Raw genomic sequence first — 26522 nt, forward strand, 5'->3', positions numbered from 1 at the left:
CTATTAGTATACGTGAAAGAACGATACCAGGATTAGCTTGGTGATAATAGAGAGAGGGAAACACCTGAAACCATTCCGAACTCAGAAGTTAAGCCTCTGATCGCTGATGGTACTATACACAAGAGTATGGGAGAGTAGGTCGTTGCCAAGCATTTTTTATATAATATCTTAGTCATAGACTAAAAAGGAAAGGGGGGTAGCCGCTTAGATAAAGCAGCTACCCCCTTTCTTTTTCTCTTCTGTTTTATCTTTTGCCAAAGATTTATGTAATTCTACATGTCATAGAGATGCTTTTTTGCTTCTTTATTTCGTATCGATTCAAGCTAGTTTATTCTGCCGTATCCATTTACAAGTAAGAAAATGTGTGTGTACAGAAGCAAACAGCTCTTTTTATTTCTGTGCTTGAATCCGCCCCTTTTGCCTCTTTTATCGGTACAAAACTTCTTCCCTGGGGATAGAGAATATCCTTAACCCACAGCTATTGATTGGCTGTTTCCTTTTTATGATTCTTTAGAATTTTTATTCTTCTCCCAGCTGGGCTTTAGGCATAACCTCGATCGTAGAGATATAACTAGCCTAGGAGGGGGGATTACTGACAGCGAATGGCGAGTAGCTTGGGGAAGAGATGTTTTATTTACGAATCCTCTAGGAAGGATGCCTGCATGGATGTATGCGACTAAAGGAGATCAACCCTGGGAAGAATTTTTTCGAAAAAGCGGGGGTCCGTTTTTTTGGACTGCATTTAAATACACAGATTAACTTCCAAAATCATCTAAGACGATCGAAGAACGCTCTACTCCATAGTTATCAAGCAAGGTCAGGATGCTACTGTTGTGCAGTGCTGGACCACAAACATAATATAGGTAGTCTTCGGGATTGGGAAGCTTACTCAATTGGCCGAGTTCAAAAGCCTTGAACAAAAAGTTTGTTTTTATGGGATCTTTACTATCCCAGCCTTTATCCAGATCTTCTTGTAAAGGCTGAGAGAGAACAAGGTGGTAGTGAAAGTTTGAAAATTCTTTTTCTAACCGTTCGTACTCTTCTTGGTAGATATTTTCCTTAAGAGAACGCGCGCCATACCACAACGTAAGCTCTCTGTTTGTGTGTTTATTTAGTAATAAATCAAGAATATGGCTCCTTCCAAACGAGGATCCGGCTCCTCCGATTAGGAAGATAACCGGGCGGTTATCTTCTTTCATAAAAGATTCTCCGTATGGGCCGGATACCGTTACCTTATCCCCAGGTTTGAGAGAGAATATATAGGAAGAACAGACTCCCCATGGAATGGTTGGATCTGGGGCACGATTTACCAACGGAGGCGTTGCAATGCGGATGTTAAATTTGATGAGGGGAAGCTCTGCAGGATAAGAAGCCAAAGAATACGCTTTGTTGGCGGAATTTTCTTCCAAAGAGAGATGGTCTATGACTTTATCAAAGAGCTGAAAAGTCTCCCAATCACTGTAGTATTGGGGATCCATAGTTTGTTTCCAATCAGAAGTATTCGTTTTGTAGGGAGGAACGGAAATTTGCAGATATCCTCCCGGCTTGAAAGGAATCGGACGAGAAGGATCAATAGAAAGAACCAGCTCCTTAATAAAGGTAGCGACATTCTCGTTTGATACGACTGTCCCCTCCCAGGACGAAGCATTGAAATACCGCTCTTCTATTTCTAAGCCAAGATCGTGTTGTACTTTTGTTTGGCAAGAAAGTCTCCAGCCTTGCTCTAACTGTTGTTTTGAGAAAGTTGAGCGATCCGTCTCCAGAGGTTCATCGGCGTTTTTCGTGATACGAACTTTGCATTGTTTGCAAGAGGCTTTTCCTCCGCATGGAGAAGGAATGGCTATTCCAGAATCAAGCAAGGAAGAGAGCAGAGTTTTCCCGCTATCCACGGTCTTAGTAAGAGAATCGTCATTATTGATTCGCAGCTTACAAGGATGAACTTTAATCAGAAACTTCCTGGAGAGGAGGATAACGGCTACAAGAACAAGGCCTAAAGTACAAAATGCAGCAGAAGCAACAAAGATTGGGTACAGGCTTGAAAGCCAAGACATAATTATAAAAATCCCTGGAATTTCAATGAGACTGTAGCGTCAAGTTATAGTTTACTCCATAAAAAATCAATGGAGTTTTTTACAGTTTTATTACGAGGAAGCAAAGCCCAAAAAGAACAGGGGCTTTGCTTAAAGATAATCTTTTTATTTTTCAGCCTTAAGAATTTCAGAAATTGCTGCTTTGAGAATTTCAATTTTCCCGGAGGCAATGTTCAGAACAACAGTGTGCTCTCGGATTTCTGCGATTGTTCCAACGATGCCCATAGCGGTCACTTTATCTCCTACGGCTAACTCGCTTTTTCTTTTTTCCATGGCTTGGCGACGTTTTTGTTCTGGGCGCCATAAGATAAAATAGAAAAAGGCAATCGCAATTCCTAACATGACAGCAGGTTGTCCAAATGTTGCTCGTTGAGGAGAATCAACATCTGCAAATAAAACTGGGCAACATCCTAGAAAGAAAAGGATACTAAAAAACACACGAGAGAACATTAAGGTACCTTTCATTAGGGTTAAAAAGGATTAGGTTAACACAGGAACATGGGGGGATCAATCCTTTTCCAGGAGTAAAGCTATCAAGAGAAAAGCTTTCTTTTTAAGAAAGCTTTTCTAAGAGAACTATATTTTCTAAGTGGTGCGTGTGAGGGAATTGGTCTATGGGCTGCATGCGCTGAAGCTTATACCCTTGTTCCACGAGAGTGGTACACTCGTGGATTTGTGTAAGAGGATTACAAGAAACATAAACAATTTTTTTAGGCGCTATGCGCAAAAGATATTTTAAAGCTTTATTTTGCATTCCACAGCGTGGAGGGTCAACGATAACAACATCTGGGGCAGGAGCCTGTTCATTACGTTTACAAAACCGTTTTGCATCTTCTAAGAAAACTTCCATATTTGCAGAATTAAGCTGGATATTCTCGTGAGCCGAAGCAATGGCATCGGGGACGAGTTCTACTCCAACGACCTTTTTTACATAAGGGGAGAGTGAAATTCCGATGGTTCCTGCTCCACAATACAAATCCAAAAGAGTCTCTTTTCCGGTTGGGGAGATAAAATCTTTTATCGTTTGAATGATTTTTTCTGCTTGGCGGCTTTGTGGTTGGAAAAAGCTTCTTGGTCGGATGTGAAATAGGTTAGAGCGACCTTCTAGGGATAGCTGTTGTTTGAGAAAAGGTTCTCCATAAAGGTGGGAACTTCGGAAAGTAGTAGGAGAGTTACGTGCAGAGATCCTCTCTTCCCAAAAAATAGAGGTAATGGGCAATCCTAAATTCAGAAGTCCTCGTTGCCATTCCTGTATGACATCCTGCGATACAGCAAATTCCTCTCTTCCTGATGTCGTCAGAATAATCATAAAATCATTGGAGACATTCCCCACTCGGATAGTAAGCGTGCATAGAGAGCCCTTATTTAGCGGAGGGTAGTAGGCTGATAATTCGGGATGAGCCGACCACCAAACGCGGGTATAGTTGAGGATATCCATAGCGCGCTCATCGATCATCAGACATTCGGTAATAGGAATTCCTTTTTTAGGTTTGGATGGGGAGATAAATCCCAAGGTTTTTTCTCCATCCGCTGTTTGATAAAAAGAAAATTCCATTTTATTCCTTCCGCGGAGAAGGGGGGAACAGGGAATAACTGGAAGGATTTTTTGAGAAGGGATTAGAGGCTCAAATATATGATGAAGAGCGAGTTCTTTTTCTTTTAAAGAGATCTCATATTCTGTTTGAGGCGACGAACACCCTCCGCAGACTCCAAAATGTTTGCAATTACGATGACAGGATAGCAACTTGAATTCCAAAGAAAATAAAGTTTTACTCCTAGAGGAGGAGAGAAGTTTTTTATGCAAAAGCTTGCAGTTACAGGACAGAGAGGATAGCAGAAAAAAGAGAAGCAATCAATCAGAAGAGGAAAGAGGGCCCTGTTGACGAAAGTGCCCTCTACAAAGAAAGAGCCAAGAGTTTATTTTTTTGTTGAGCGAGCTTTTTTCGTTACTTTAGCTTTTGTTTTAGCAGGGGCTTTTTTTGTCGTTTTAGCTGCTTTGGCTTTAGTTGCACAAGTTTTTTTGGTGCAAGCTTTTTTGGTTGTCGCTTTAGTTGCTCGAGCAGGTTTTTTAGCTGCAGCTTTTGCTTTTTTAGCAGCTAGTTTACTTTTTTTCATTAAGCCCGATTTTTCGGCTTTAATAGACTCTTTGCGATATAACTTAGCAATTTTTTCGAATTTGATAGATTCCGTACGGACTCGTTGTGCTGCGGCTTTATTTCCTTTTTCTGCTTTTTGCAAATTTTGCTGGATGCTTTCCAACAAGTCTGTCATTTTGTTAGCCGTATCTTTTAGCGCCATGAAAAAGTATCCTCTAGTTGTTGTTTTAAACTATTTTCTTCAGTTTTAATTTTTAATTAGTTTGTTTGTTCAAATTCATGCAACCATTTTCTAGGATCTGGGGAGGGATCTTAAAGCCGGTTTGTTTAGAGGATCTGTGTACTGCTTTGTTTATCAATAGGTTATTTTTTTCTATAGATAGATTTTTTTTTATAAAACAATGTGCTGCATAGGGTCTGGATGGGGTTTCTTTTATAGAAAAAGTTCTTACCTCTGATTGAAAAATCTGAGGATTGAGTTTTTTTATGCGAAGATTCGTCCTAGATCTTTTCAATGAGGATCGTTAAGATCCCCGGTGATGAGAAGTTCTCATAATTGTTTTTGGGAAGAAGGATAAAAGGGTCTTTTCTGTATGAAGATGTACCAATTCATCTTTGGGAGCTGTTCGTGGTTTCTAATAGGATGGGGAATATGCTTCGGAGTTGAGGCTCCTCGTTCTTTTGGGCATCAATGTGCGGATGTTCACAAAGCGATGCAAGAGGGGAAACCTCTTCTTCCTATTTTCGATGCATTCATTAGGCGTATTCTAGATGAGGGCGCAGCTCTTTCCGAGAAAGAATGGGAGACAGCTGCATGGCTAATCTGTGAATATATACGTGGAAGCTTGAAACGCGGAGAACCGGACCTATGTACGGAACTTGTGAAGCCTTTGTTTTCCTTAGTTACAATGCCTCCAAACATAAAAGGGCGTATCCGGATGGCCTGGCAAACGCTCAATCCCCAAGGAATCCCTTTAAAGGATTTAGTACATGCCCTGGAGAGCTGTAGCTGCCCCTCTTCTCCGCAGGATCACTTGTTGCTTTCCTTGTATAGTATGACTCTGCATAGCAGCTATGAGAATAAAAAAGCCGAGATTCTTTTTGCAAAAGATCAAAAAAATTATCAGGAAGCCTTACGTTTGTGTGAAGAGCTGCAAGAAAGCTTGGAAACAGGAAAGTGTTCTCCTCCACCAGCGGTATATGATGTAGAGAAGGCTTTTTTGCAAAAAATCTTGCTGGCTATGCAATGGGAAAAGGAAAAAGCTTTAGAAGGAGTTCCTCCCGCCCAAATGCTGTTAGCGTATTGTGCTGCAGAGGAGTGCTATGTACAAGCAGTAGAGCAATTAATCAAAAAAATAGAGGCTGGCATCTTGGAGAGATCTCAGGAAGTCGATGCCATTTTATTTTCGCACGCTTTAAGTAAATTACCTTGGGATGAGGCCCGAGGGGCGCATGAATTAGAAGTACTCATAGCTGGAGGCCAATATTTAGCTTCTAACTATGCTCAAAATGCCTACTTTTCTCTTCTTGAACTGTACTTTAAACAAGCTCGAATGCAAGAAATCGCACGTTTATTAGATTTTGGGAAGAGCGTTTTTGTTGAGTCGCATGGAAAATATCCAGAATACCTATTTTTTGTAGGAAAATATTGGTTTTGCTTAGGAAATTTCCCTCGTGCGGAGGAGGCTTTTTCTTCTGTCATTCAGTATGCTGATCGATTGGGAGTTTCTTTAGCGGAGTCTTATGAGTATTTGGGATGTTTAGCCTGTTACAAAAAGCAGTATGCTGCTGCTAAAAATTTTTTCCTTGTAGCTTACAAAGGCTGGGGAAGGGAAGCGGCTGGTATCGGATTACATTTATTAGCTGCTTTAAAAAAAAATCCAGCTCTTTGGCTCCAGACAAAAGAACATGTATCGCTATCTTTCTCTCATCAAGAGTTTTTGAAATGGATGGAAAAAAACTTTTCCTCTCAACAGGGGAGAGAGGGTTCTTCGTTTTTAAGAGTGCTGGAGAGCCCCTTCTCCTTATCTGAGGAGGAATTTTATGGGTTGCTGCTTAGCGATATGATTAGTCGCTATCAGCGAGAGAATCTTTCCCTCTCTCCTATAAAGCAGCTTGTGTACGACCAATTAGATCAAGAAGTGAGATCCCGTTTAGCAGAAGTTTTAACAGGAACAGAGGATCTCGTTTTGAAGCGGAGGCTATCGTTATGGGGGGCTTTATATGATGGGGCTTTTGCTTCTTGGAGCGAAGCTCATCAAAACAAAACCTTTTTTGAGAAAACGATCCTTCTTTGTTTTTCTGCATTATACCAGAGCTCCTCTAGTGCGATACAGCAAATAACCGAAGCCTTTTCCTCTGCACCATCTTTATGGCAATCCTCTTTAAGGATGGTATGGGCAATGTGTCATTCCAGCAAAGACCCTTTATCGAACGCGTATCTGCAAGGAATTTCTGAACGGCCATGGGGAGACCGACTATATCTTCTACAATATCCACTGGAGCAGTATTTTGCTGCAGATACACAGATTCTGGAGTATTTAACAAAATTTCCTGAGTTATTCCCACGCTCTCCCTTGTTACCTTTAGTCTATTATTTGCAGTCAAGAGCAGAGGAAGCCCCTATTAGAAAGGTCTCTTGGTTAGTGAAAGCTTTAGAGGCTTTTATTGAGAATTCTTTATCTGTGAAAGATATGAAGGCTTGGGCTCATTTATATTATGTAATCAAGATGGATTTAGCGGAGACCTACTTGTTCTTAGGTAAAAAGTCAGAATCGCGGATTCTTTTTGAAGAGATTAGAGAAGACTGGGAAAACCCGCATCATCCTTATGCAAAATTAATAGATCAGCCTTGTATTCGGGTATCACTAGAAATGCGTTGGGTTTCCGGCCTCGCTCATACATATGACGCCCTGCAGGAAAAAGAGTGTCGGAATGCACTGTTAATTAGCCATATTGAAAAACGATTGTTTCAGATGCGGCCAAGACAGGAATACATTGGGAAGATGTTAGCTGTAACGAGTTCTCTATGTAAGGAGCTGTTAGTCTCCGATTCGTCATATTCGTAAAGAAGCAATCGCTTCGTAAGCAGATGCTGTTGCTCGGTTTAGACCAGGCCCTGCAAAGTTCTGCCCCACAATTTTTATGTTTTGGGGAAGTTTAGACAAAATCATTTGTCGTGATCGAATAAATCCCACATGATGTTGAGGAAGGCCTTCTCGAGGAGAGAACAGAGAGAAAGCCTGAGGAGGGGTATAAATTTGCAAATGTTCAGCAAGAGCCGCTAGAGAGAAGGCGTAAGCTTCTTCTTGGTGCCACCTCCCCTCTAAAAGGAGAGAGAGTATGGTATGCGGTTGCCCAGAATGAGGAAAGACTTCTGTGTTAAAAACAATACCTAATAAGGGAGGGGTATCTGCAAAAAGCATACCATACCCATGGGGGACGGGAAGCGAAGAATGCCACCCTAATGCTGCGCAGGATAGGTCCCAAGAGGAAGTTGTTTGCGTTAGGAGCTTAGATTCTGGGATTTCTTCTAAACAAGAAGAGAGATCTTGAACGGATCCGGCATAGACGAGGAGATCTCCCGTGATTTCTCCAGATGGGCACGAGAGAGAAAGTTTTCCATCAGCTAACTGACGAATTTTGGTAACAGGCGTAGAAAAGTGCCATGTAGCTGGAAGCTTTTCTTGCAGGGTTTGGATTAGGGTGTCCATTCCTGTGCGTAAGGTAGCTAAATAAGGGGCTTTTCGATTGGTTCTAGGAAAGTCTTTGAGATAACTCCGCAATAAAGATCCTGTTTTTGCTTCTCGCCGACTTAATTCTGGGTAAGCCATTTGTGCCGAAAGAATATGACTGTGGCCAGCTCGAATAGCAAGACTTACCGGATTTAAGAGGTTTTTTCTTAATTTGGAGGAGCTGTGCCTTTTAAAAAACGCTTCTACAGAACTATCTTGCTTATAAGGGCGAGCAAATAAATCCTTAATCAGGGTGAGAGGGAGATTCTGTTGAAGAATGGTCCAGGGAGAAAGTTTTCGCGTTTTGTTATTATAGTGAATAAATCTGTGTTTAGCTGCAGGAGAGTTATATACTAGCTCTCCTGTTAAACCTAAAGACTGGATGAGGTGGAGGGTATGTTTTCCATCATGGGCCAAGGCAAAGCCTTTTGGCCCCATATTGAAAGAAAGACCTTTTTGTTTTTCGGTGATAATAAGCCCACCAGGGCGAGCTTCCTTTTCTAAAATGGACAGGCGTATATGTGGAAAGCGTTTGTGTAGCCACCATGCTGCAGAAAGACCTGCAATACCAGACCCAACAATCAATGCATGTTTCATATAGATTTTGAAAAACGAGGTTTTTCTGTAACGGTCTTCAGAAAATAATCATCAAAAGCCGTGGCAATGACTCGTACGAAAAGTTCTCCAAGAGGGGTTACTTGTAAGGAAGAGGAGTCTTGACGGATGAGTCCGGCACTCTCCATCCCGCATAGCCGATCATAGCTATCAGCGAAGTATAGATCAAATCGTTCATGAAAACGTTGTTCAAACTCCAGTTTGGATAAAGAAAAGGAACACATGAGGGTATGAATGACCCACTTACGGATTTTATCATCTTGAGAAAGGATCTTCCCTTTTACAGTAGCAAGTTTTCCAGAGAGAATAGTTGTAGAGTATTCCCGAATATCTTTAGCATTTTGTAGATAGATTCCTCGAATGAAGCTGGTTGCTGATAGGCCAAATCCCAAAAGATCTTCTTCAGGAGGAAGAGAATAGCCCTGAAAATTGCGAATAAGGGTTTTGTTTTTAAGGGCAAGAGTTAAGGGATCATTGGGTAGAGAAAAATGATCTAAGCCAATAGCATGATATCCTTCCTGGATCAGGGTATGGCGAGATTGAGAGTATATCGCAAATTTCTCTTCCATAGAGGGAAGATCTTTGGCTCGTAAAGCTTTTTGATGAGGTTTCGCCCAGGGGACGTGGGCAAAGGAGAAAAGAGCCAAACGATCGGGGCGCATTTCTAAGATATGTTGAATCGTTTGTTTAAAGCTCGCTTGCGTTTGTTTAGGTAGACCATAAATAAGATCGATATTGATGCCTGTGAATTTTAGCTCTCGAAACAGGTTATAGGCCAAGAGCGATTCTTCATAGGATTGGCGTCTGCGGACAGCTTCTTGAACTTCCCATTGTGTATCCTGAATTCCTAAACTCACGCGATTAAATCCAAGTTGGTGAAGAAACTTGGGCTTATCCGGATCTGGTCTTAGGCTTCGGGGATCAAATTCAATAGCAAGCTCTTCGATATTAGAAAGATCAAAAAAAAGCTGTATGTGAGTAAATAGATGTTCGAATTGTGCTCGCGATAGCCGACTAGGAGTTCCTCCTCCAAAATGAATTCTAGAGACCTTTTTTTTCTCTCCTAATAAAGAGAAAACGAGTCGCATTTCCTGGATCAAAGTTTCTATGTACTGATCTACTATTTCCTCTTTTCTATTTAAGACAACGGCACATCCACAATACAGGCACATAGATTGGCAAAAGGGAATATGGAAGTATAAAGAAAGGGGGGAGCTCTCTTTAGCCAGGTTTTTTAGGGCTATATAACCATAATCGGAGGAAGCTTCCCAATCCACGATAGTGGGATAGCTCGTGTAGCGGGGAGCTGGTTGGTGAAGTCCCTTTAAGAAGTTGAAATTGATGTTAAACATGATACGACAGCCTGTACATTTTCTAATGGCGTTTGAGGCAAGATACCATGCCCCAAATTGAAAATATAATGGGATTGCTCTTTTAAAGGAGCAAGATAGGCTTCGAGATGTTTTATCAGCATATCCTGAGGAAGAAGCAGGAAAGCTGGATCAAAATTTCCCTGAATAGAGCCGGGATTTCCTAGCTGGCGATAGACTTCTGGAAGTTCTACATGATAATCAGGATGCAGGGTATCGGCTCCTGTCGCATATAAAGATAAAAATTCTTGATAAAAGCATCGACAGAATAGGCTGACAGGTGGATTGCTGTCCTGTTTGATTTGTCGAATGAGCTTAGTATTAGGAGCAACTACATATTTTGAAAATAGACTGGGAGGTAATCGTAAGCTAGAAGATTCAAAAAGTTGCACAGCTGAAGCTCCCGCCTGGACTTGTAATTGGAGGTAAACAGCGGTTCCTTTAATGATCTCATCTAATAAGGTTTGGAATCTATCGGGATACCGATAAAGGAATGCCATTGTTTTGGAACAGTCTTTGGAGGCCCCTCCTTCAAGTAGATAACTAGCGAGAGTAAACGGGGAGGCTGCAAAGGCGATTAGAGGAACAGTCAGACGTTTTGTTAATTGTTGAATAGCCTCAAGTAAAAATGAGAAAACAGCGAGAGGTTCTTTGGTGAACACCAGGGGCTGTTGGGGAGAATAAACAATTTCCGGACCAGGGGCAAATTGATACTCTACAGCGAACCCTTCTAGAATAGAGAGGATATCAGCAAAAACAATGGCTGCATCGACGCCCAATAAAGATGGGCCTAATAGGGTGGCTTCTACAATAGACTCGGTATCTAAAAAAACTTCTTTTAGAGGGCGATTTTTTTTGAGCTCTTGGTATTGAGGCATATATCGACCCACCTGACGAAGGAGCCATACTGGGGGGCGCTGCTGATTGTAAGGAGCGATAGCCTCATAAAAACCTACCATAAAATCCTCTCCCATTAGTGTTGTTTAGGAAAAGCTTTTTCTATCGATTCTTGGACCTCTTTCACTAACAGTTCGGGTGTTGGTGAGAGCGAGTAAGGTAATGTTTTTTGAATGTGTTTGTCTTTATCGTGATATTGCTGGATGTATAAAGCATTTCCTGTCCCCTTAATGCTCGAAAGATGGTAGTTTAGAGCAATTAAACGAATCTGCGCTAAGGCCAACAGCCAATGTACGGCGTCGGGTAAAGGCCCAAATCTATCTAAAAGTTCTTCTTCTATAGCTTCTAACTCTTCTTTAGATTCCGCATTCCCAATTTTTTGATAAAACTCGATGCGCATAGAAGCTAGGTCTATATAGTCTTCTGGAATCCGTGAAGGATAAGGAAATTCAATTTTTACATCGTCGTGGAAAAGCATAGGTTTCTGCTTATGCTTCAGGGCGGCGACAGCTTTTTTCAGTAATTTGCAATAAAGGTTAAAGCCCACAGCACTAATGTGACCAGACTGATCCGTTCCTAAAATATTCCCCGCTCCGCGGATTTCTAAGTCATGAAGTGCGATTTTCATCCCTCCGCCATATTCTTGCTTATTCAGAGCCTCCAAGCGTTTAGAGGCTGGACCTGAGAGGCGGTCTAAATGGGGAACAAGAAAATAGCAGTACGCTTTTTTGTTCCAACGCCCAACACGTCCTTTCATTTGATATAAATCGGCCATCCCGAATTTATCTGCATGATCGATTAAAATGGTATTGGCATTAGGAATATCGATACCATTTTCGATCAGCGCGGTCGCGACAAGAACATTAGTTTGTTGGGTTTTAAACTTGTGAAAAATACTAGCGAGCTCATCCGAGTGCATTTGTCCATGTGCAATACCAATACGGGCTTCCGGAATTAAAGTCCGAATGGTTTCTCCTAAACGAAAAATACTTTCGATTCGATTATGAATAACGTAAACCTGCCCTCCCCGCAGAAGTTCATGTCGTATCGCTGCGGATAAAGTTTCTTCGGAATGCTCCATGACAAAAGTGCTCACAGGCAGCCTGTCTAGGGGAGGCATTGTAATAAGGGATAGGTCTCTTGCTCCAGATAAGGAAAGATATAAGGTGCGCGGAATGGGAGTGGCAGAAACGGTAAGGCAATCTATAGTAGGATAGCGTTCTTTTAGAGCGTCCTTAGCTTTCACTCCAAAGCGTTGTTCCTCATCAATAATGAGCAGCCCGGGATTATGAAATTCAATGGCTTTATTAATGACTTTATGGGTGCCGATTAAGATATCAATTTTCCCTTGAGCAATATCTTCTAAGGTTTTCTTCATAGCTTTCCCTTGTGAAAATCGGGAAAGCATGCCAATGGTGATGGGAAGCCCAGCCATCCGCTGGGAAAACGTTTCAAAATGTTGGTTAGCTAGGATTGTTGTAGGGACCATAACGATCACCTGCTTTTGGCCATCACACACAGCCTTTACCGCTGCTCGCATGATGATCTCGGTCTTTCCAAATCCAGCATCCCCGCAGATAAGGCGATCCATGAGTTTATCGGACATCATATCTGCGTAGATTTGATCAATAGCTTTGAGCTGGTCGGGGGTTTCTTCATAGGGGAAACTTTCAGCAAACTTGATAACCTCTTCCCCATGAGGAGGATATATGAACGAGTTTGCTGTAGAACGTTGAGCCTCCATCTGAATCAGCTTTTCTGCATAAAGGATCACAGATTTTTCGGAAAGCTCTCGGGATCGTCTCCACTTTGCTCCATTGAGATGATGTAGATCGGGAGCTTTTTCTGAAGCGCCAACATAGCGAGAAATGAGATAAGATTGGTCTGAAGGGACATACAGCCGAGCTCGATCCGCATACTCTAAAACCAAATAATCGGTTTCAATATTGAGGTGATTTGGCTTTTTTTCTATGCCGATAAATTTCCCAATGCCGTTATGCAAATGAACAACAGTCTCTCCCGGGACAGGAACATACACTTCCTCCGTCGTAGTAGAGAAATAGTTGCGCTGTTTTTGTCTGCGAAGGACCTTGCTGGCGGTAAATTCTGAAAGAGAAATCGCAGCGAATCTAGACTCTACCAAAGCAAAACTAGAAGAAAGAGTTTTTGGATAGTCATAAATTTGCGAATCTTTGATTAAGGTTCCTGCGAGATCGTGCGCCTCTTTTAAAGATTTGGCATTGGGACTATACAAGGCTAAGGAGATAGAGCTTCCAGTGCAAAAATCTTGGAAAGTTTTTAGAAACGCGAGCAAAGGGTTTGGTTCTTGGCTTGTTTCTATGAGTGCAGAGGGATAGACAAAGGGTAAAGAAACTCTTTGGATAGCGATCTTTTCATGAAAAACTTCTAGAGCGAGCCCGGTATCCTTGTTGGAAAGAATGTTAGGAAATACATTTTCTTCAAAAAATAACGGGGTAGATGCGTGAAGTATTTTTCGGCATAAATCCTGAATAGGCAGAAAGCGCTTTGGAAGTGAGGATAAGATCCCTGCGATGTCTGAGAAATTGTCTTCTAGAGAGGAGATTCCATCGAAGATGCAAAGGGGGAAAGCCTCGAAATAATCTAAAAGAGAATGGGATAATTTATCTGTGGGGATGATAGCTGTAGCAGGAGAAAGCGTAATCTGTGAAAGCTTCCCTGTGGACAGTTGATCAGAAGGATTGTAAGCCCGAATAGACGCAATGCGATCTCCCCAAAATTCTATACGGAAAGGTTCTGGAGAGGAGAGAGGGAAAATATCTACAATCCCTCCTCGAAAAGCAAAATCCCCTTTTTCTCGGGCCAAGGCTTCATGCCGATACCCCAGATTTTTACAAAGATCTAATAGGGTATCTGGATCGAGCTCTTCGCCTACTCGAAGTTCGAGATGATCTTGTATCAAGGATTCTGGAGAAGGAGTCCTTTCTAGCAAAGCTTTTAATGTTGTAATGCAGATAACCGGAGTCTGCTGTTTCTGAAGAGAGTACAGAATGTGATCCCTTTTCCCTACAGCATCGATGTTTACCAGCTTAGGAGATAAATCTATCTCCGAGGCTGGGAATTCAAGAGGAGCCTCTTTAAGGAGAGTAGAGAGGTCCTCAAATACATCATCGAGCTTCGTGGGCGTCGTTATCACAACGATAGAACGGCGAAGCTCTTTGAACAGTTTCGCTATAACAAAAGACCTAGCTCCCGAGTGAAGATTTTCCACCAGAAGAGGGAGCTTAGTGTTTTTTAACGAAAGGAAACTAGAAAAATTTATACCAGTCGGGTCGAAATCCATTGTCTTAAAGTTTTGTTAAGAACCTCTATTGGGGGCAATTCTTTGGAACTGCCTTGAGCAGAAATTGCTTTCCCGCCACAACGGCCTCCGTAAGGAGCGAGCAGCTCCTCAAGCAAGGTTTGTGCGTGAATACCTCGTTTTATCAAATCATCAGAAACTCGGATTAGGACGATATAGCGACCGCTCTTCTCCGTCACCCATAAAGAAATGCAGTTAGCAGGGATTTCTTTATGCAAGGCATTGGCATATTGTTGTATTCTCTGTCCTTCTTCCTCTGTCAAAAGATATCCCAGATAGAGAGTTTCATCGATTTTGTCACAGGCTGGTAAGAGGCTTTTTACATGCTGTTGGACAAGCTGGTTCTCCAAATCTGCAACTTGTTTAGCTAACTCTCTTTTTTCTTCTATAACATTGCGAATTTTAACAAGGATCTGATCTTTAGGGGATTGAATAACAGAGGCTATTTCGTTAAGATCAGCGTCTTGCTCGCGAGCAAGAGCCTCTGCATCTTCTCCTGTTGTTGCCTCTATACGGCGTATTCCCGTTGCCACTGCATGTTCTTTTGTGATTCTGAAATATCCGATGTCTCCCGTTGCTTGAGCATGAGTTCCTCCACACAGTTCGTGAGAAAATCCGGCAGAAACAACGCGGACAACATCCCCGTATTTATCTCCAAAAAATTGTTTGATCTCAGAAGAACTCTTTACATCCGAGTATAGAGCTTCACGAATCGTTACCGGGTCATTCTCTCGAATTTTTTCGTTGACAATCGTTTCTATTGCCAAAAGATCCTCTGGAGAAAGAGCTTTATTATGGGTAAAATCTAAACGAATTTTTTTAGAGTCTACATAGGATCCTGCTTGGCGAATATGCTCCCCAAGAGTGATTTCAAGAGCTTTGTGTAAAAGATGACACCCAGTGTGGTTGTTAGCTATTTTTTTTCGGAGGTTTTGGTTTACTTGTGCCGTGACAGCCATTGTTGTTTGTAAGCTGCCTTGAGAAAGTTTTCCATGATGGACAATTAATCCGGCTTTCGGGGTTGTTGTATGGGAAACTAAGAAGGTCCCGGACTCACAAAAGATTTCTCCGGAATCTCCAATTTGGCCTCCCTTTTCTGCATAAAAAGGAGTGGTGCGTAGAATGATGGCCCCTTCCTCTCCTTCTTCTAAGGTTGTTGCTATTTCATTATACTTAACAATCCCTTCGATGAAGGTATCGCAGGAAAGCATGTGATATCCCACAAATTCGGATGTGTTGGTTGGATCTAAATCCAGGAAAATCGAATTGCTATCACTCGTAGTTTTTGCAGTGTTTTTTCGGGAGCGCTCTTTCGCTTCCATTTCCAATTTTTCGAAAGTCTCCATGTCTACTGTGTAGTCATGGTCTTTCGCTAAAAGGGCTATTTCATCGATAGGAAGTCCATAGGTATCTTTAAGTTTAAAAGCATCCTCCCCAGAAATTTTTGCTGAAGAAGCAGAAGATTTTAACACTTGCTGAAGAAGGTTCCCTCCTCGTTGTAAGGTTTTGAAGAAATGTTCTTCTTCTGTAGTGAGAACTTCTTGAATCTGTGTTTCAGATGCTTGCAGTTCGGGATAAGCTTCTCCCATCGTCTCTATCAATGAAGGCACCACTTCGGCAAGAAATGGGCGATGGAAGCCTAGGCGTTTTCCATAATTTACTGCGCGACGAAGAATTTTTCTTAAAACATACCCACGCTCTGTGTTCCCCGGTAAAAGTCCATCAGCTATAGCAAAAGAAAGAGAGCGGATATGATCGGCTATAACTCGGAACGCTGCTCCTTTGGCCTCCGTTGGAGAGTATGTTGTTCCAGATAAGTTTTCGACTTTAGCAATAAGATGTCTTAGAACATCTGCTTCAAAAACGGTTTCTGTTTCAGCCAATAAGGAGACTAACCGTTCTAATCCTGCGCCGGTATCAACACATTTTTTTTGTAAAGCTAGAAGAGTCCCGTCAGAAGCTCTGTTAAATTCCATGAATACTAAATTCCAGTATTCCAAAAACCGTTCTCCATCGACATCTTCCAGAGGAGAGGTTGCTTTTCCAAATTTTTCTCCTCGATCGAACAAAAGTTCGGAACAGAACCCGCAGGGCCCCGTATCTGCCATGCTCCAGAAATTATCTTTATCCGTTAATCGGAAAATTTTATCCGTGGGCAAATATTTTTCCCACAAAGCGAAAGCTTCGTCATCTTTTTCGTGTACGGTGGCATAGATGAAATCGGGATCAAAATTAAAAATAGAAAGAGACACCTCCCAAGCAAAAGAAATGGCGTCCTGTTTAAAGTAATCGCCGAAAGAAAAATTCCCTAACATTTCAAAGAAGGTAAGATGTCGGGATGTATGCCCAACATTTTCCAGGTCATTATGTTTTCCCCCAGCCCGAATACATTTCTGCGAAGTTGTCGCTCTTGTGTAGCTGGTTTGCTCTTTTCCTAAAAAAATATTCTTGAATTGGTTCATTCCCGCGTTTGTGAAAAGAATAGAAGGATCGTTGTGCGGGAAAACAGGAGAGGAGGCAACGGGAGTGTGGTTCCGGTTAGCATAGAATTTTAGAAAGTTGGATCGCAGAGTATTACTCAACATGGGAAGACCGTTTTAGCTCGTAACAATAAAATTTTTCGAAAAGAAAATCTCAAGAAGATTTGTCCAAAGATCGAGTCCACTAGTTTAAGGGAAGGATAGTTCAACAGGGACCTTTCAAGAGGTGGGATCTCCGGCTTCAAGAAAGGATATACTAGTAGATCGTCCATAATTAGAACAAGCCAAGATAATTGTGCGCTTGTGGGACAGAAAAATTTTTGTTTGAAGCATTAAAAGAGGGGAGAGGGCGGGGAGTTTTTTTGAAAAAGGAAAGGGAAAAAGAAAAAAAATATGGGGTTGAGAGGGGTTGAAAAACGGGTTGAGGGGGTGTTGTGGGGCAAGAAAAATATTTTTGCGAATAGATGGGGAAAGAAAGTTTGATAAAAAAAAGGTGCAAAAAAAATAGGGGCTGACATAAGATGTTGCTTTCTTTCGAACGAAGGTTTGAGAGAAACACCTCTCACAGAGATGAGAGGGAGCGAAAAGAGTCTGAGCGATGAGCGAGGGCTTTTCTTAACAATGCAGATGAGATAGAATGCAAGCCAGTATAAATGCTTGTGAGGTTTTTTAAGGAATTAATAGACCTCGTCAATAAAAAGATTATATATATTTTTCTGAGAATTTGATCTTGGTTCAGATTGAACGCTGGCGGCGTGGATGAGGCATGCAAGTCGAACGGAACAGTTTTTAACTGTTTAGTGGCGGAAGGGTTAGTAATGCATAGATAATTTGTCTTTAACTTGGGAATAACGGTTGGAAACGGCCGCTAATACCGAATGTGGCACCATTTAGGCATCTAGATGGTGTTAAAGAAGGGGATCTTCGGACCTTTCGGTTAAAGGGGAGTCTATGTGATATCAGCTAGTTGGTAGGGTAAAGGCCTACCAAGGCTATGACGTCTAGGCGGATTGAGAGATTGACCGCCAACACTGGGACTGAGACACTGCCCAGACTCCTACGGGAGGCTGCAGTCGAGAATCTTTCGCAATGGACGGAAGTCTGACGAAGCGACGCCGCGTGTGTGATGAAGGCTCTAGGGTTGTAAAGCACTTTCGCTTGGGAATAAGAGAAGGCGGTTAATACCCGCCGGATTTGAGCGTACCAGGTAAAGAAGCACCGGCTAACTCCGTGCCAGCAGCTGCGGTAATACGGAGGGTGCTAGCGTTAATCGGATTTATTGGGCGTAAAGGGCGTGTAGGCGGAAGAGTAAGTCAGTTGTCAAATCTCGGGGCTCAACCCCGAATCGGCATCTGATACTATTTTTCTAGAGGGTAGATGGAGAAAAGGGAATTTCACGTGTAGCGGTGAAATGCGTAGATATGTGGAAGAACACCAGTGGCGAAGGCGCTTTTCTAATTTACACCTGACGCTAAGGCGCGAAAGCAAGGGGAGCAAACAGGATTAGATACCCTGGTAGTCCTTGCCGTAAACGATGCATACTTGATGTGGATGGTCTCAACCCCATCCGTGTCGGAGCTAACGCGTTAAGTATGCCGCCTGAGGAGTACACTCGCAAGGGTGAAACTCAAAAGAATTGACGGGGGCCCGCACAAGCAGTGGAGCATGTGGTTTAATTCGATGCAACGCGAAGGACCTTACCTGGGTTTGACATGCATATGACCGCGGCAGAAATGTCGTTTTCCGCAAGGACATATGCACAGGTGCTGCATGGCTGTCGTCAGCTCGTGCCGTGAGGTGTTGGGTTAAGTCCCGCAACGAGCGCAACCCTTATCGTTAGTTGCCAGCACTTAGGGTGGGAACTCTAACGAGACTGCCTGGGTTAACCAGGAGGAAGGCGAGGATGACGTCAAGTCAGCATGGCCCTTATGCCCAGGGCGACACACGTGCTACAATGGCCAGTACAGAAGGTAGCAAGATCGTGAGATGGAGCAAATCCTTAAAGCTGGCCCCAGTTCGGATTGTAGTCTGCAACTCGACTACATGAAGTCGGAATTGCTAGTAATGGCGTGTCAGCCATAACGCCGTGAATACGTTCCCGGGCCTTGTACACACCGCCCGTCACATCATGGGAGTTGGTTTTACCTTAAGTCGTTGACTCAACCCGCAAGGGAGAGAGGCGCCCAAGGTGAGGCTGATGACTAGGATGAAGTCGTAACAAGGTAGCCCTACCGGAAGGTGGGGCTGGATCACCTCCTTTTAAGGATAAGGAAGAAGCCTGAAAAGGTTTCTGACTAGGTTGGGCAAGCATTTATACGTAAGAGCGAGCATTCTATTTCATTTGCATTGTTAAGGTAGCTGAAGAGGACGAGACATATAGTTTATGATCAAGTATGTTATGTAAAGAAAATCATGGTAACAAGTATATTTCACGCATAATAATAGACGTTTAAGAGTATTTGTCTTTAGGTGAAGTACTTGCATGGATCTATGAGAAATTACAGACCAAGTTGATAAGAGCTATTGGTGGATGCCTTGGCATTGACAGGCGAAGAAGGACGCGAATACCTGCGAAAAGCTCCGGCGAGCTGGTGATAAGCAACGACCCGGAGGTATCCGAATGGGGAAACCCGGTAGAGTAATAGACTACCATTGTATACTGAACACATAGGTATGCAAAGCGACACCTGCCGAACTGAAACATCTTAGTAAGCAGAGGAAAAGAAATCGAAGAGATTCCCTGTGTAGCGGCGAGCGAAAGGGGAAGAGCCTAAACCGAGCTGAAGAAGCGAGGGGTTGTAGGGTTGAGGAAAAAGGATCAGGACTCCTAGTTGAACACATCTGGAAAGGTGGATGATACAGGGTGATAGTCCCGTAGACGAAAGGAGAGAAAGACCGACCTCAATGCCTGAGTAGGACTAGACACGTGAAACCTAGTCTGAATCTGGGGAGACCACTCTCCAAGGCTAAATACTAGTCAATGACCGATAGTGAACCAGTACTGTGAAGGAAAGGCGAAAAGAACCCTTGTTAAGGGAGTGAAATAGAACCTGAAACCAATAGCTTACAAGCGGTCGGAGACCTATGGCCCGTAAGGGTCAAGGTTGACGGCGTGCCTTTTGCATGATGAGCCAGGGAGTTAAGCTAAACGGCGAGGTTAAGGGATGTACATTCCGGAGCCGAAGCGAAAGCGAGTTTTAAAAGAGCGTTTAGTCGTTTGGTTTAGACACGAAACCAAGTGAGCTATTTATGACCAGGTTGAAGCATGGGTAAAACTATGTGGAGGACCGAACTAGTACCTGTTGAAAAAGGTTTGGATGAGTTGTGAATAGGGGTGAAAGGCCAATCAAACTTGGAGATATCTTGTTCTCTCCGAAATAACTATAGGGTTAGCCTCGGATAATAAGCTTTTGGGGGTAGAGCACTGAATTCTAGCGGGGGCCTACCGGCTTACCAACGGAAATCAAACTCCGAATACCAGAAGCGAGTCCGGGAGATAGACAGCGGGGGCTAAGCTTCGTTGTCGAGAGGGGAACAGCCCAGACCGCCGATTAAGGTCCCTAATTTTATGCTAAGTGAGTAAGGAAGTGATGATTCAAAGACAGTTGGAATGTTGGCTTAGAGGCAGCAATCATTTAAAGAGTGCGTAACAGCTCACCAATCGAGAATCATTGCGCCGATAATAAACGGGGCTAAGCATAAAACCGACATCGCGGGTGTGCCGATAAGGCACGCGGTAGGAGAGCGTAGTATTCAGCAGAGAAGGTGTACCGGAAGGAGCGCTGGAGCGGATACTAGTGAAGATCCATGGCATAAGTAACGATAAAGGGAGTGAAAATCTCCCTCGCCGTAAGCCCAAGGTTTCCAGGGTCAAGCTCGTCTTCCCTGGGTTAGTCGGCCCCTAAGTTGAGGCGTAACTGCGTAGACGATGGAGCAGCAGGTTAAATATTCCTGCACCACCTAAGACTATAGCGAAGGAATGACGGAGTAAGTTAAGCACGCGGACGATTGGAAGTGTCCGTAGAGCGATGAGAACGGTTAGTAGGCAAATCCGCTAACAGAAGATCAGGTCGCGATCAAGGGGAATCTTCGGAGGAACCGATGGTGTGTAGCGAGGCTTTCAAGAAATAATTTCTAGCTGTTGATGGTGACCGTACCAAAACCGACACAGGTGGGCGAGATGAGTATTCTAAGGCGCGCGAGATAACTTTCGTTAAGGAACTCGGCAAATTATCCCCGTAACTTCGGGATAAGGGGAGCCTTTTAGGGTGACTATGGAACGATAGGAGCCCCGGGGGGCCGCAGAGAAATGGCCCAGGCGACTGTTTAGCAAAAACACAGCACTATGCAAACCTCGAAGGGGAAGTATATGGTGTGACGCCTGCCCAATGCCAAAAGGTTAAAGGGATATGTCAGCTGCAAAGCGAAGCATTGAACCTAAGCCCTGGTGAATGGCCGCCGTAACTATAACGGTGCTAAGGTAGCGAAATTCCTTGTCGGGTAAGTTCCGACCTGCACGAATGGTGTAACGATCTGGGCACTGTCTCAACGAAAGACTCGGTGAAATTGTAGTAGCAGTGAAGATGCTGTTTACCCGCGAAAGGACGAAAAGACCCCGTGAACCTTTACTGTACTTTGGTATTGATTTTTGGTTTGTTATGTGTAGGATAGCCAGGAGACAGAGAACACTCTTCGTCAGGAGGGTGGGAGTCACCGTTGAAATACTGGTCTTAACAAGCTGGGAATCTAACATTATTCCATGAATCTGGAAGATGGACATTGCCAGACGGGCAGTTTTACTGGGGCGGTATCCTCCTAAAAAGTAACGGAGGAGCCCAAAGCTTATTTCATCGTGGTTGGCAATCACGAGTAGAGCGTAAAGGTATAAGATAGGTTGACTGCAAGACCAACAAGTCGAGCAGAGACGAAAGTCGGGCTTAGTGATCCGGCGGTGGAAAGTGGAATCGCCGTCGCTTAACGGATAAAAGGTACTCCGGGGATAACAGGCTGATCGCCACCAAGAGTTCATATCGACGTGGCGGTTTGGCACCTCGATGTCGGCTCATCGCATCCTGGGGCTGGAGAAGGTCCCAAGGGTTTGGCTGTTCGCCAATTAAAGCGGTACGCGAGCTGGGTTCAAAACGTCGTGAGACAGTTTGGTCTCTATCCTTCGTGGGCGCAGGATACTTGAGAGGAGCTGTTCCTAGTACGAGAGGACCGGAGTGGACGAACCAATGGTGTGTCGGTTGTTCTGCCAAGAGCATAGCCGAGTAGCTACGTTCGGAAAGGATAAGCATTGAAAGCATCTAAATGCCAAGCCTCCCTCAAGATAAGGTATCCCAATGAGACTCCATGTAGACTACGTGGTTGATAGGTTGGAGGTGTAAGCACAGCAATGTGTTTAGCTAACCAATACTAATAAGTCCAATGGCTTGGTCTTTTTATGATTGGAAGAGCCGGAAGGCGAAGACAATAAAGAATAGAATAGAGAGTGCAAGTACAGAAAAGACAGACTTTTAAGCGTCTATTAGTATACGTGAAAGAACGATACCAGGATTAGCTTGGTGATAATAGAGAGAGGGAAACACCTGAAACCATTCCGAACTCAGAAGTTAAGCCTCTGATCGCTGATGGTACTATACACAAGAGTATGGGAGAGTAGGTCGTTGCCAAGCATTTTTTTAGATAATATCTTAGTCATAGACTAAAAAGGGAAGGGGGGTAGCCGCTTAGATAAGCAGCTACCCCCTTTCTTTTTCTCTTCTGTTTTATCTTTTGCCAAAGATTTATGTAATTCTAGTCAAATTATCTTTGATTCTCTACTATCATCAAGAGTATCTCAGATGAAGTCCGAAAATGACTTCAAAAGCTTTTCTGAGTACTTGTAATGATTTGTTCTTCTATTATCGAGCTCTCGGTTCTATATCGAACCGAATCATTCATACAGTGATCAACTTCTGCTAAAGGGAAAGACATGGCTGGCAATAGTGAATTGGATATAGATATCTTAGAAAAGATTGCAGGAACTATTAAACAGTTGAGTATAGAAAGCATTCAAAAAGCTGCTTCAGGCCATCCAGGAATGCCTTTAGGATGTGCGGAGCTCGCTGCTTATTTGTATGGTTGTGTATTACGATATAATGCTAAAGATTCTCGTTGGATGAATAGAGACCGGTTCGTGTTATCCGCGGGGCATGGCTCTGCGTTACTCTATTCATGTTTGCATTTAGCTGGCTTCAATGTGGGCTTAGAAGATCTTCAGCAGTTCCGTCAGCTACATTCTCAAACTCCTGGGCATCCGGAATTTCGAGAAACGGATGGTGTGGAAGCTACAACAGGCCCTTTAGGGCAAGGAATAGGGAATGCTGTAGGAATGGCCCTTTCTCTAAAAATGTTGGGAGCTAGGTTTAATCAGCCCTCGCTATCTATTTTTGATGCTAAGGTCTATTGCTTGGCTGGTGATGGTTGTTTCATGGAAGGGGTAAGTCATGAAGTGTGCAGCTTTGCGGGCTCCTTGGGATTAGATAACCTAGTTTTGATTTACGATTATAATGAGATTATTTTAGATGGAACGCTTCAAGACGTCAGTATTGAAGATACAAGACAACGATTCCAAGCCTATGGTTGGGATGTTTTTGAAGCTAATGGGCATGATTTCGAAAGCCTACATCAGGTATTTTCTCGAGTCAAAAAAGAACAGCAAAAACCTACGTTGATTATTGCTCGTACTATTATTGGTCACGGATCCCCTAAAGAAGGGACGAATAAAGCTCATGGATCTCCTTTAGGAGAAGACGGTGTGGCTCAAACGAAAAAATTTTGGCATCTTCCAGAAGAGAAGTTCTTTGTGCCTTCAGCGGTGAAGATGTTCTTTGCAGCGAAGCAACAAGAAGGTAAAAGATTACAAGAAGAGTGGCAGGAACGCGTCCGCGTGTGGTCTAAACAGTTCCCAGAACTGCACCAAGAATACCTTAAACTGTTCAACCAGGAGATGTCTAATCAAGAGATTGAAGATCTGTTGAATCTCATAGATATGCCAGAGTCTATAGCAGGGAGAGCAGCCTCCAATAAAGTCATCCAAGTGTTAGCAGAGAATATTCCAGCTCTAATAGGTGGATCAGCAGATCTTTCTAGTTCAGATGGGACTTGGATAGCGAAGGAAGAGGCTATTTCTGCAGCTCATTTTCAAGGGCGGAACATTCGCTATGGTGTACGTGAATTTGGTATGGGAACGATTATGAATGGTCTCGCGTACAGCCAAGTATTCCGGCCCTTTGGGGGAACTTTTTTAGTATTTTCAGATTACTTACGCGCTGCGATTCGATTGGCAGCGTTAGCCAAGCTCCCGGTTATTTACCAATTTACACACGATTCTATTTTTGTTGGAGAAGATGGCCCCACCCATCAACCTATTGAGCAAATTATGTCGTTACGAGCTATTCCTGGGTTAAGGGTAGTTCGTCCTGCCGATGCGAATGAAATTAAAGGGGCCTGGTTGGCTGCTCTAGCAAACTCTGGGCCAACAGCTTTAATTTTATCCAGACAGAATCTCCCCACTCTTAAAGAGACTAAGCGTTCTTTCAGAGAAGGCGTAGGAAGAGGGGCTTATGTTCTGATTAAGGAAGAAGGAGGTCGCCCAGACTATACATTATGTGCTTCTGGATCAGAGGTACATTTGGCTGTGGAGGTCGCACAAAGTCTGTTGGCTTTAGATAAGCGAGTACGAGTCGTTTCTTTCCCTTGTTGGGAGTTGTTTGAGAGACAAGATGCTGAGTATCGTGAATCTGTAATTGGAGGAGATTTGGGATTACGCGTCTCTATAGAAGCTGGTTCCGCTTTAGGGTGGTATAAATACATAGGTAGCAATGGCTTGGCCATTGCTATGGATGGGTTTGGAATGTCAGGCGCTCCACATGCAGTTGCCGAGGCTTGCGGTTTCACTGTGGATGACATTGTTCAAAGGATTTTGTCTGTTTAGAAATCCCTATCAGAAACTCCAGTCTGCTCAGAGAGAGAGTCGTCGGCTTGCCCAAATTCCATATGTGGCAAGCCTTTTGTTTTCTTGATCCCAGGGCCGACTTTTTCTTGTAAGGTCGCAAAAACTTCAACGCCTGTTAATATATGCTCTTTAGTGTGATTGGCTAAGATGGCTGAGCTGCTTTTTTTAGTTTTTATGCCGTCTCTTCGTAACGGGAGATCTGAGATAAGAAGAAGGGCTCCTAACGGCAGATTTCTTCGGTACCCAGCAGCAAATAAAGTCGCGCATTCCATCTCAACAGTTTGAGCTTTATTTTCATAAAGTTTTCGACGAAATTCCTTATTAAATTCCCAAAACCGAATGTTCGTTGTGTGGGTAATACCTATGTGGTAGGGAAGGCTTTTTGCTTCAAGAATGTTTGTAATCGTTTTCTGTACAACGAAATTGGCTAAAGCCGGAACTTCCGGAGGAAAGTATGCATCAGAGGTTCCATCTTTGCGAATGCTAGCAACAGGAACAAAATAATCCCCTACTTGATAATGGGAGCGCAAACCTCCACACATACCTAACATGACAGCAGCTAACGCATTGGGAAGAAAAGAACATAGATCGACGGTAAGAGCCGCTCCAGGAGACCCTAATTTGAAGTCAATAATGGAGGTTCGAGTTTGAGGAGAATGGGCTGCAGAAAACATAGAGCCACGAGAAACGGGGACCTGATAGATTTCTGCAAAAACATCAACATAATAAGCAAAATTGGTGAGAAGGAGATAGGGTTGAAACTCTTGGATGTTAGAGCCTGTATAGCGCTCTAACATGTCACAAGCAATAGCTTCCTCGCTAATTTTTTTGTGAATGTCGGTCATAAACAATTAATATTCTAGTGTTTGTGAATCTGAATGCGCAACAAACCTAAGACTTGGTTGGCTTGAGTTGTTCTCGCGAGTGTAATAGTAGCGCTGCTTAAAAGTATAGTTTTCTTTTATGAGAACAGAGGAATGAGCAGCTTTTTCGACATTCTTCTGGACAAAGCCTAGGAGAGAACGATAACATGGATCGAGAAAAGATAACGGGTTAAGCGTGTTATGGTTCGTGTAAGCACTAGTGAATTTCGTGTTGGATTGCGAGTTGAGATCGATGGTCAACCCTATGTGATTTTGCAAAACGATTTTGTTAAACCAGGGAAGGGGCAGGCTTTCAATCGGATCAAGGTTAAAAATTTTTTAACCGGGCGTGTCATAGAAAAAACATTTAAATCTGGAGAGTCAATAGAAACTGCTGATGTGCGGGAACAGCAGATGCGTCTTTTGTACACGGATCAAGAAGGCGCTACGTTTATGGACGATGAGACTTTCGAGCAGGAGTTGATTTTTTGGGATAAATTGGAAGATGTCCGGCAGTGGTTGTTAGAAGATACGATTTACACTCTTATTCTTTACAACGGGGAAGTGATTTCCATCGAGCCTCCGATCTTTATGGAGTTGTCCATTGCAGAGACTGCTCCTGGAGTTCGTGGAGATACCGCATCGGGACGAGTGTTGAAACCTGCTACAACAAACACCGGGGCAAAAATTATGGTCCCTATTTTCATTGAGGAAGGTGAAGTTGTGAAGGTGGATACGCGGACAGGTAGTTATGAGTCTCGCGTATCAAAATAAAGGAGGAGGGGCTTAAGCCCCTTCTTTAAGAAGGCGTTCTGCAATTTTACGAAACAATTGCGAAGGTTCGAGAGTTTTTCTTGTTTCTATAGGCTCTCTTGTAGATTCCGGCATAGTTATCAGTTTCTCTACCCAAAATTTTCTTTTCTGCATTTCCTGATGGGAAATCGCTCGGTCACGAAGTTTTTTCAGTAGCGCTGCTTCTGGCGATATTTCGAGTACTTTTTTTTCTTTCATAATCAGGTTTCCAGGTTCGTGGTTCTA

14 protein-coding genes and 4 rRNA genes are annotated in these 26522 nt (G+C 43.2%); 7 read left to right on the forward strand and 11 right to left on the reverse strand.

Annotated features, from left to right (window positions below; translation table 11 throughout):
* The first annotated feature begins 36 nt into the window (after positions 1–36).
* Positions 37–151: ribosomal RNA gene (gene rrf, locus B6E89_RS04050) — 5S ribosomal RNA — on the forward strand.
* Between the two features lie 604 nt (positions 152–755).
* Here rrf (B6E89_RS04050) and nqrF read toward each other — a convergent pair.
* The 4 genes from nqrF to hctA form a co-directional block, all read right to left on the reverse strand.
* Entirely contained in the window at positions 756–2051 is a 1296-nt protein-coding gene (nqrF, locus tag B6E89_RS04060) for an NADH:ubiquinone reductase (Na(+)-transporting) subunit F (RefSeq protein WP_080123258.1), read from the reverse strand.
* Positions 2052–2195: 144 nt separating this feature from the next.
* On the reverse strand, positions 2196–2540 hold the full coding sequence (yajC, locus tag B6E89_RS04065; protein WP_080125762.1) for a preprotein translocase subunit YajC: 345 nt from the start codon (positions 2538–2540) through the stop codon (positions 2196–2198).
* Between the two features lie 103 nt (positions 2541–2643).
* On the reverse strand, positions 2644–3834 hold the full coding sequence (gene rlmD / locus B6E89_RS04070) for a 23S rRNA (uracil(1939)-C(5))-methyltransferase RlmD (protein WP_080133267.1): 1191 nt from the start codon (positions 3832–3834) through the stop codon (positions 2644–2646).
* Positions 3835–4007: 173 nt separating this feature from the next.
* Positions 4008–4388 (reverse strand): histone H1-like protein HctA, encoded by a 381-nt coding sequence (gene hctA, locus B6E89_RS04075; RefSeq protein WP_080121695.1) that lies wholly within the window; start codon positions 4386–4388, stop codon positions 4008–4010.
* Positions 4389–4779: 391 nt separating this feature from the next.
* Between hctA and B6E89_RS04085 the strand changes: the two genes are divergently transcribed.
* Positions 4780–7254 (forward strand): CHLTR phosphoprotein, encoded by a 2475-nt coding sequence (locus tag B6E89_RS04085; RefSeq protein ID WP_080133185.1) that lies wholly within the window; start codon positions 4780–4782, stop codon positions 7252–7254.
* On the opposite strand, the gene B6E89_RS04090 is transcribed toward B6E89_RS04085, so the two are convergent.
* The 5 genes from B6E89_RS04090 to alaS are packed head-to-tail and all read right to left on the reverse strand — an operon-like array spanning position 7243 to position 16727.
* Positions 7243–8517, reverse strand: coding sequence for a protoporphyrinogen oxidase (locus tag B6E89_RS04090; protein WP_080133186.1), 1275 nt, complete (start codon positions 8515–8517; stop codon positions 7243–7245). The genes B6E89_RS04085 and B6E89_RS04090 overlap by 12 nt on opposite strands.
* Positions 8514–9887 carry an oxygen-independent coproporphyrinogen III oxidase gene (gene hemN / locus B6E89_RS04095; protein ID WP_080133187.1) on the reverse strand — a complete coding sequence of 458 codons (1374 nt, stop codon included), beginning with the start codon at positions 9885–9887 and terminating at the stop codon, positions 8514–8516. Before hemN ends, B6E89_RS04090 begins: the two co-directional genes overlap by 4 nt.
* On the reverse strand, positions 9860–10864 hold the full coding sequence (hemE, locus tag B6E89_RS04100) for a uroporphyrinogen decarboxylase (protein WP_080133268.1): 1005 nt from the start codon (positions 10862–10864) through the stop codon (positions 9860–9862). Before hemE ends, hemN begins: the two co-directional genes overlap by 28 nt.
* A 14-nt stretch (positions 10865–10878) precedes the next feature.
* Positions 10879–14124: a transcription-repair coupling factor gene (gene mfd / locus B6E89_RS04105; protein ID WP_080133188.1), complete on the reverse strand. Its 3246-nt coding sequence runs from the start codon at positions 14122–14124 to the stop codon at positions 10879–10881.
* Positions 14100–16727 (reverse strand): alanine--tRNA ligase, encoded by a 2628-nt coding sequence (alaS, locus tag B6E89_RS04110; RefSeq protein WP_080133189.1) that lies wholly within the window; start codon positions 16725–16727, stop codon positions 14100–14102. Before alaS ends, mfd begins: the two co-directional genes overlap by 25 nt.
* A 607-nt stretch (positions 16728–17334) precedes the next feature.
* Between alaS and B6E89_RS04120 the strand changes: the two genes are divergently transcribed.
* The 4 genes from B6E89_RS04120 to tkt all read left to right on the forward strand — a co-directional run bounded on the left by B6E89_RS04120 (position 17335) and on the right by tkt (position 24600).
* Positions 17335–18882: ribosomal RNA gene (locus B6E89_RS04120) — 16S ribosomal RNA — on the forward strand.
* Between the two features lie 243 nt (positions 18883–19125).
* A 23S ribosomal RNA gene (locus tag B6E89_RS04125) occupies positions 19126–22062 on the forward strand.
* A gap of 120 nt (positions 22063–22182) precedes the next feature.
* A 5S ribosomal RNA gene (gene rrf, locus B6E89_RS04130) occupies positions 22183–22297 on the forward strand.
* The 16S, 23S and 5S rRNA genes sit together here, the layout of an rRNA operon.
* A 299-nt stretch (positions 22298–22596) precedes the next feature.
* The gene (gene tkt, locus B6E89_RS04135; RefSeq protein ID WP_080133191.1) at positions 22597–24600 is read left to right on the forward strand and encodes a transketolase; all 2004 of its coding nucleotides are present in this window, start codon (positions 22597–22599) and stop codon (positions 24598–24600) included.
* Here tkt and B6E89_RS04140 read toward each other — a convergent pair.
* A complete protein-coding gene (locus B6E89_RS04140; RefSeq protein ID WP_080121705.1) occupies positions 24597–25466 on the reverse strand; it encodes an AMP nucleosidase in 870 nt (289 codons plus the stop codon). The genes tkt and B6E89_RS04140 overlap by 4 nt on opposite strands.
* A gap of 219 nt (positions 25467–25685) precedes the next feature.
* On the opposite strand from B6E89_RS04140, the gene efp reads away from it, so the two are divergent.
* Positions 25686–26258, forward strand: a complete 573-nt coding sequence (gene efp, locus B6E89_RS04145; RefSeq protein WP_080133192.1) for an elongation factor P — start codon at positions 25686–25688, stop codon at positions 26256–26258.
* Between the two features lie 12 nt (positions 26259–26270).
* Here the strand turns inward: efp and B6E89_RS04150 are convergent, their stop codons facing one another.
* Positions 26271–26495: a hypothetical protein gene (locus B6E89_RS04150; protein ID WP_035407605.1), complete on the reverse strand. Its 225-nt coding sequence runs from the start codon at positions 26493–26495 to the stop codon at positions 26271–26273.
* Positions 26496–26522: the final 27 nt, after the last annotated feature.

It is taken from the genome of Chlamydia suis (genome assembly GCF_900169085.1).
Lineage (GTDB): Bacteria > Chlamydiota > Chlamydiia > Chlamydiales > Chlamydiaceae > Chlamydia > Chlamydia suis.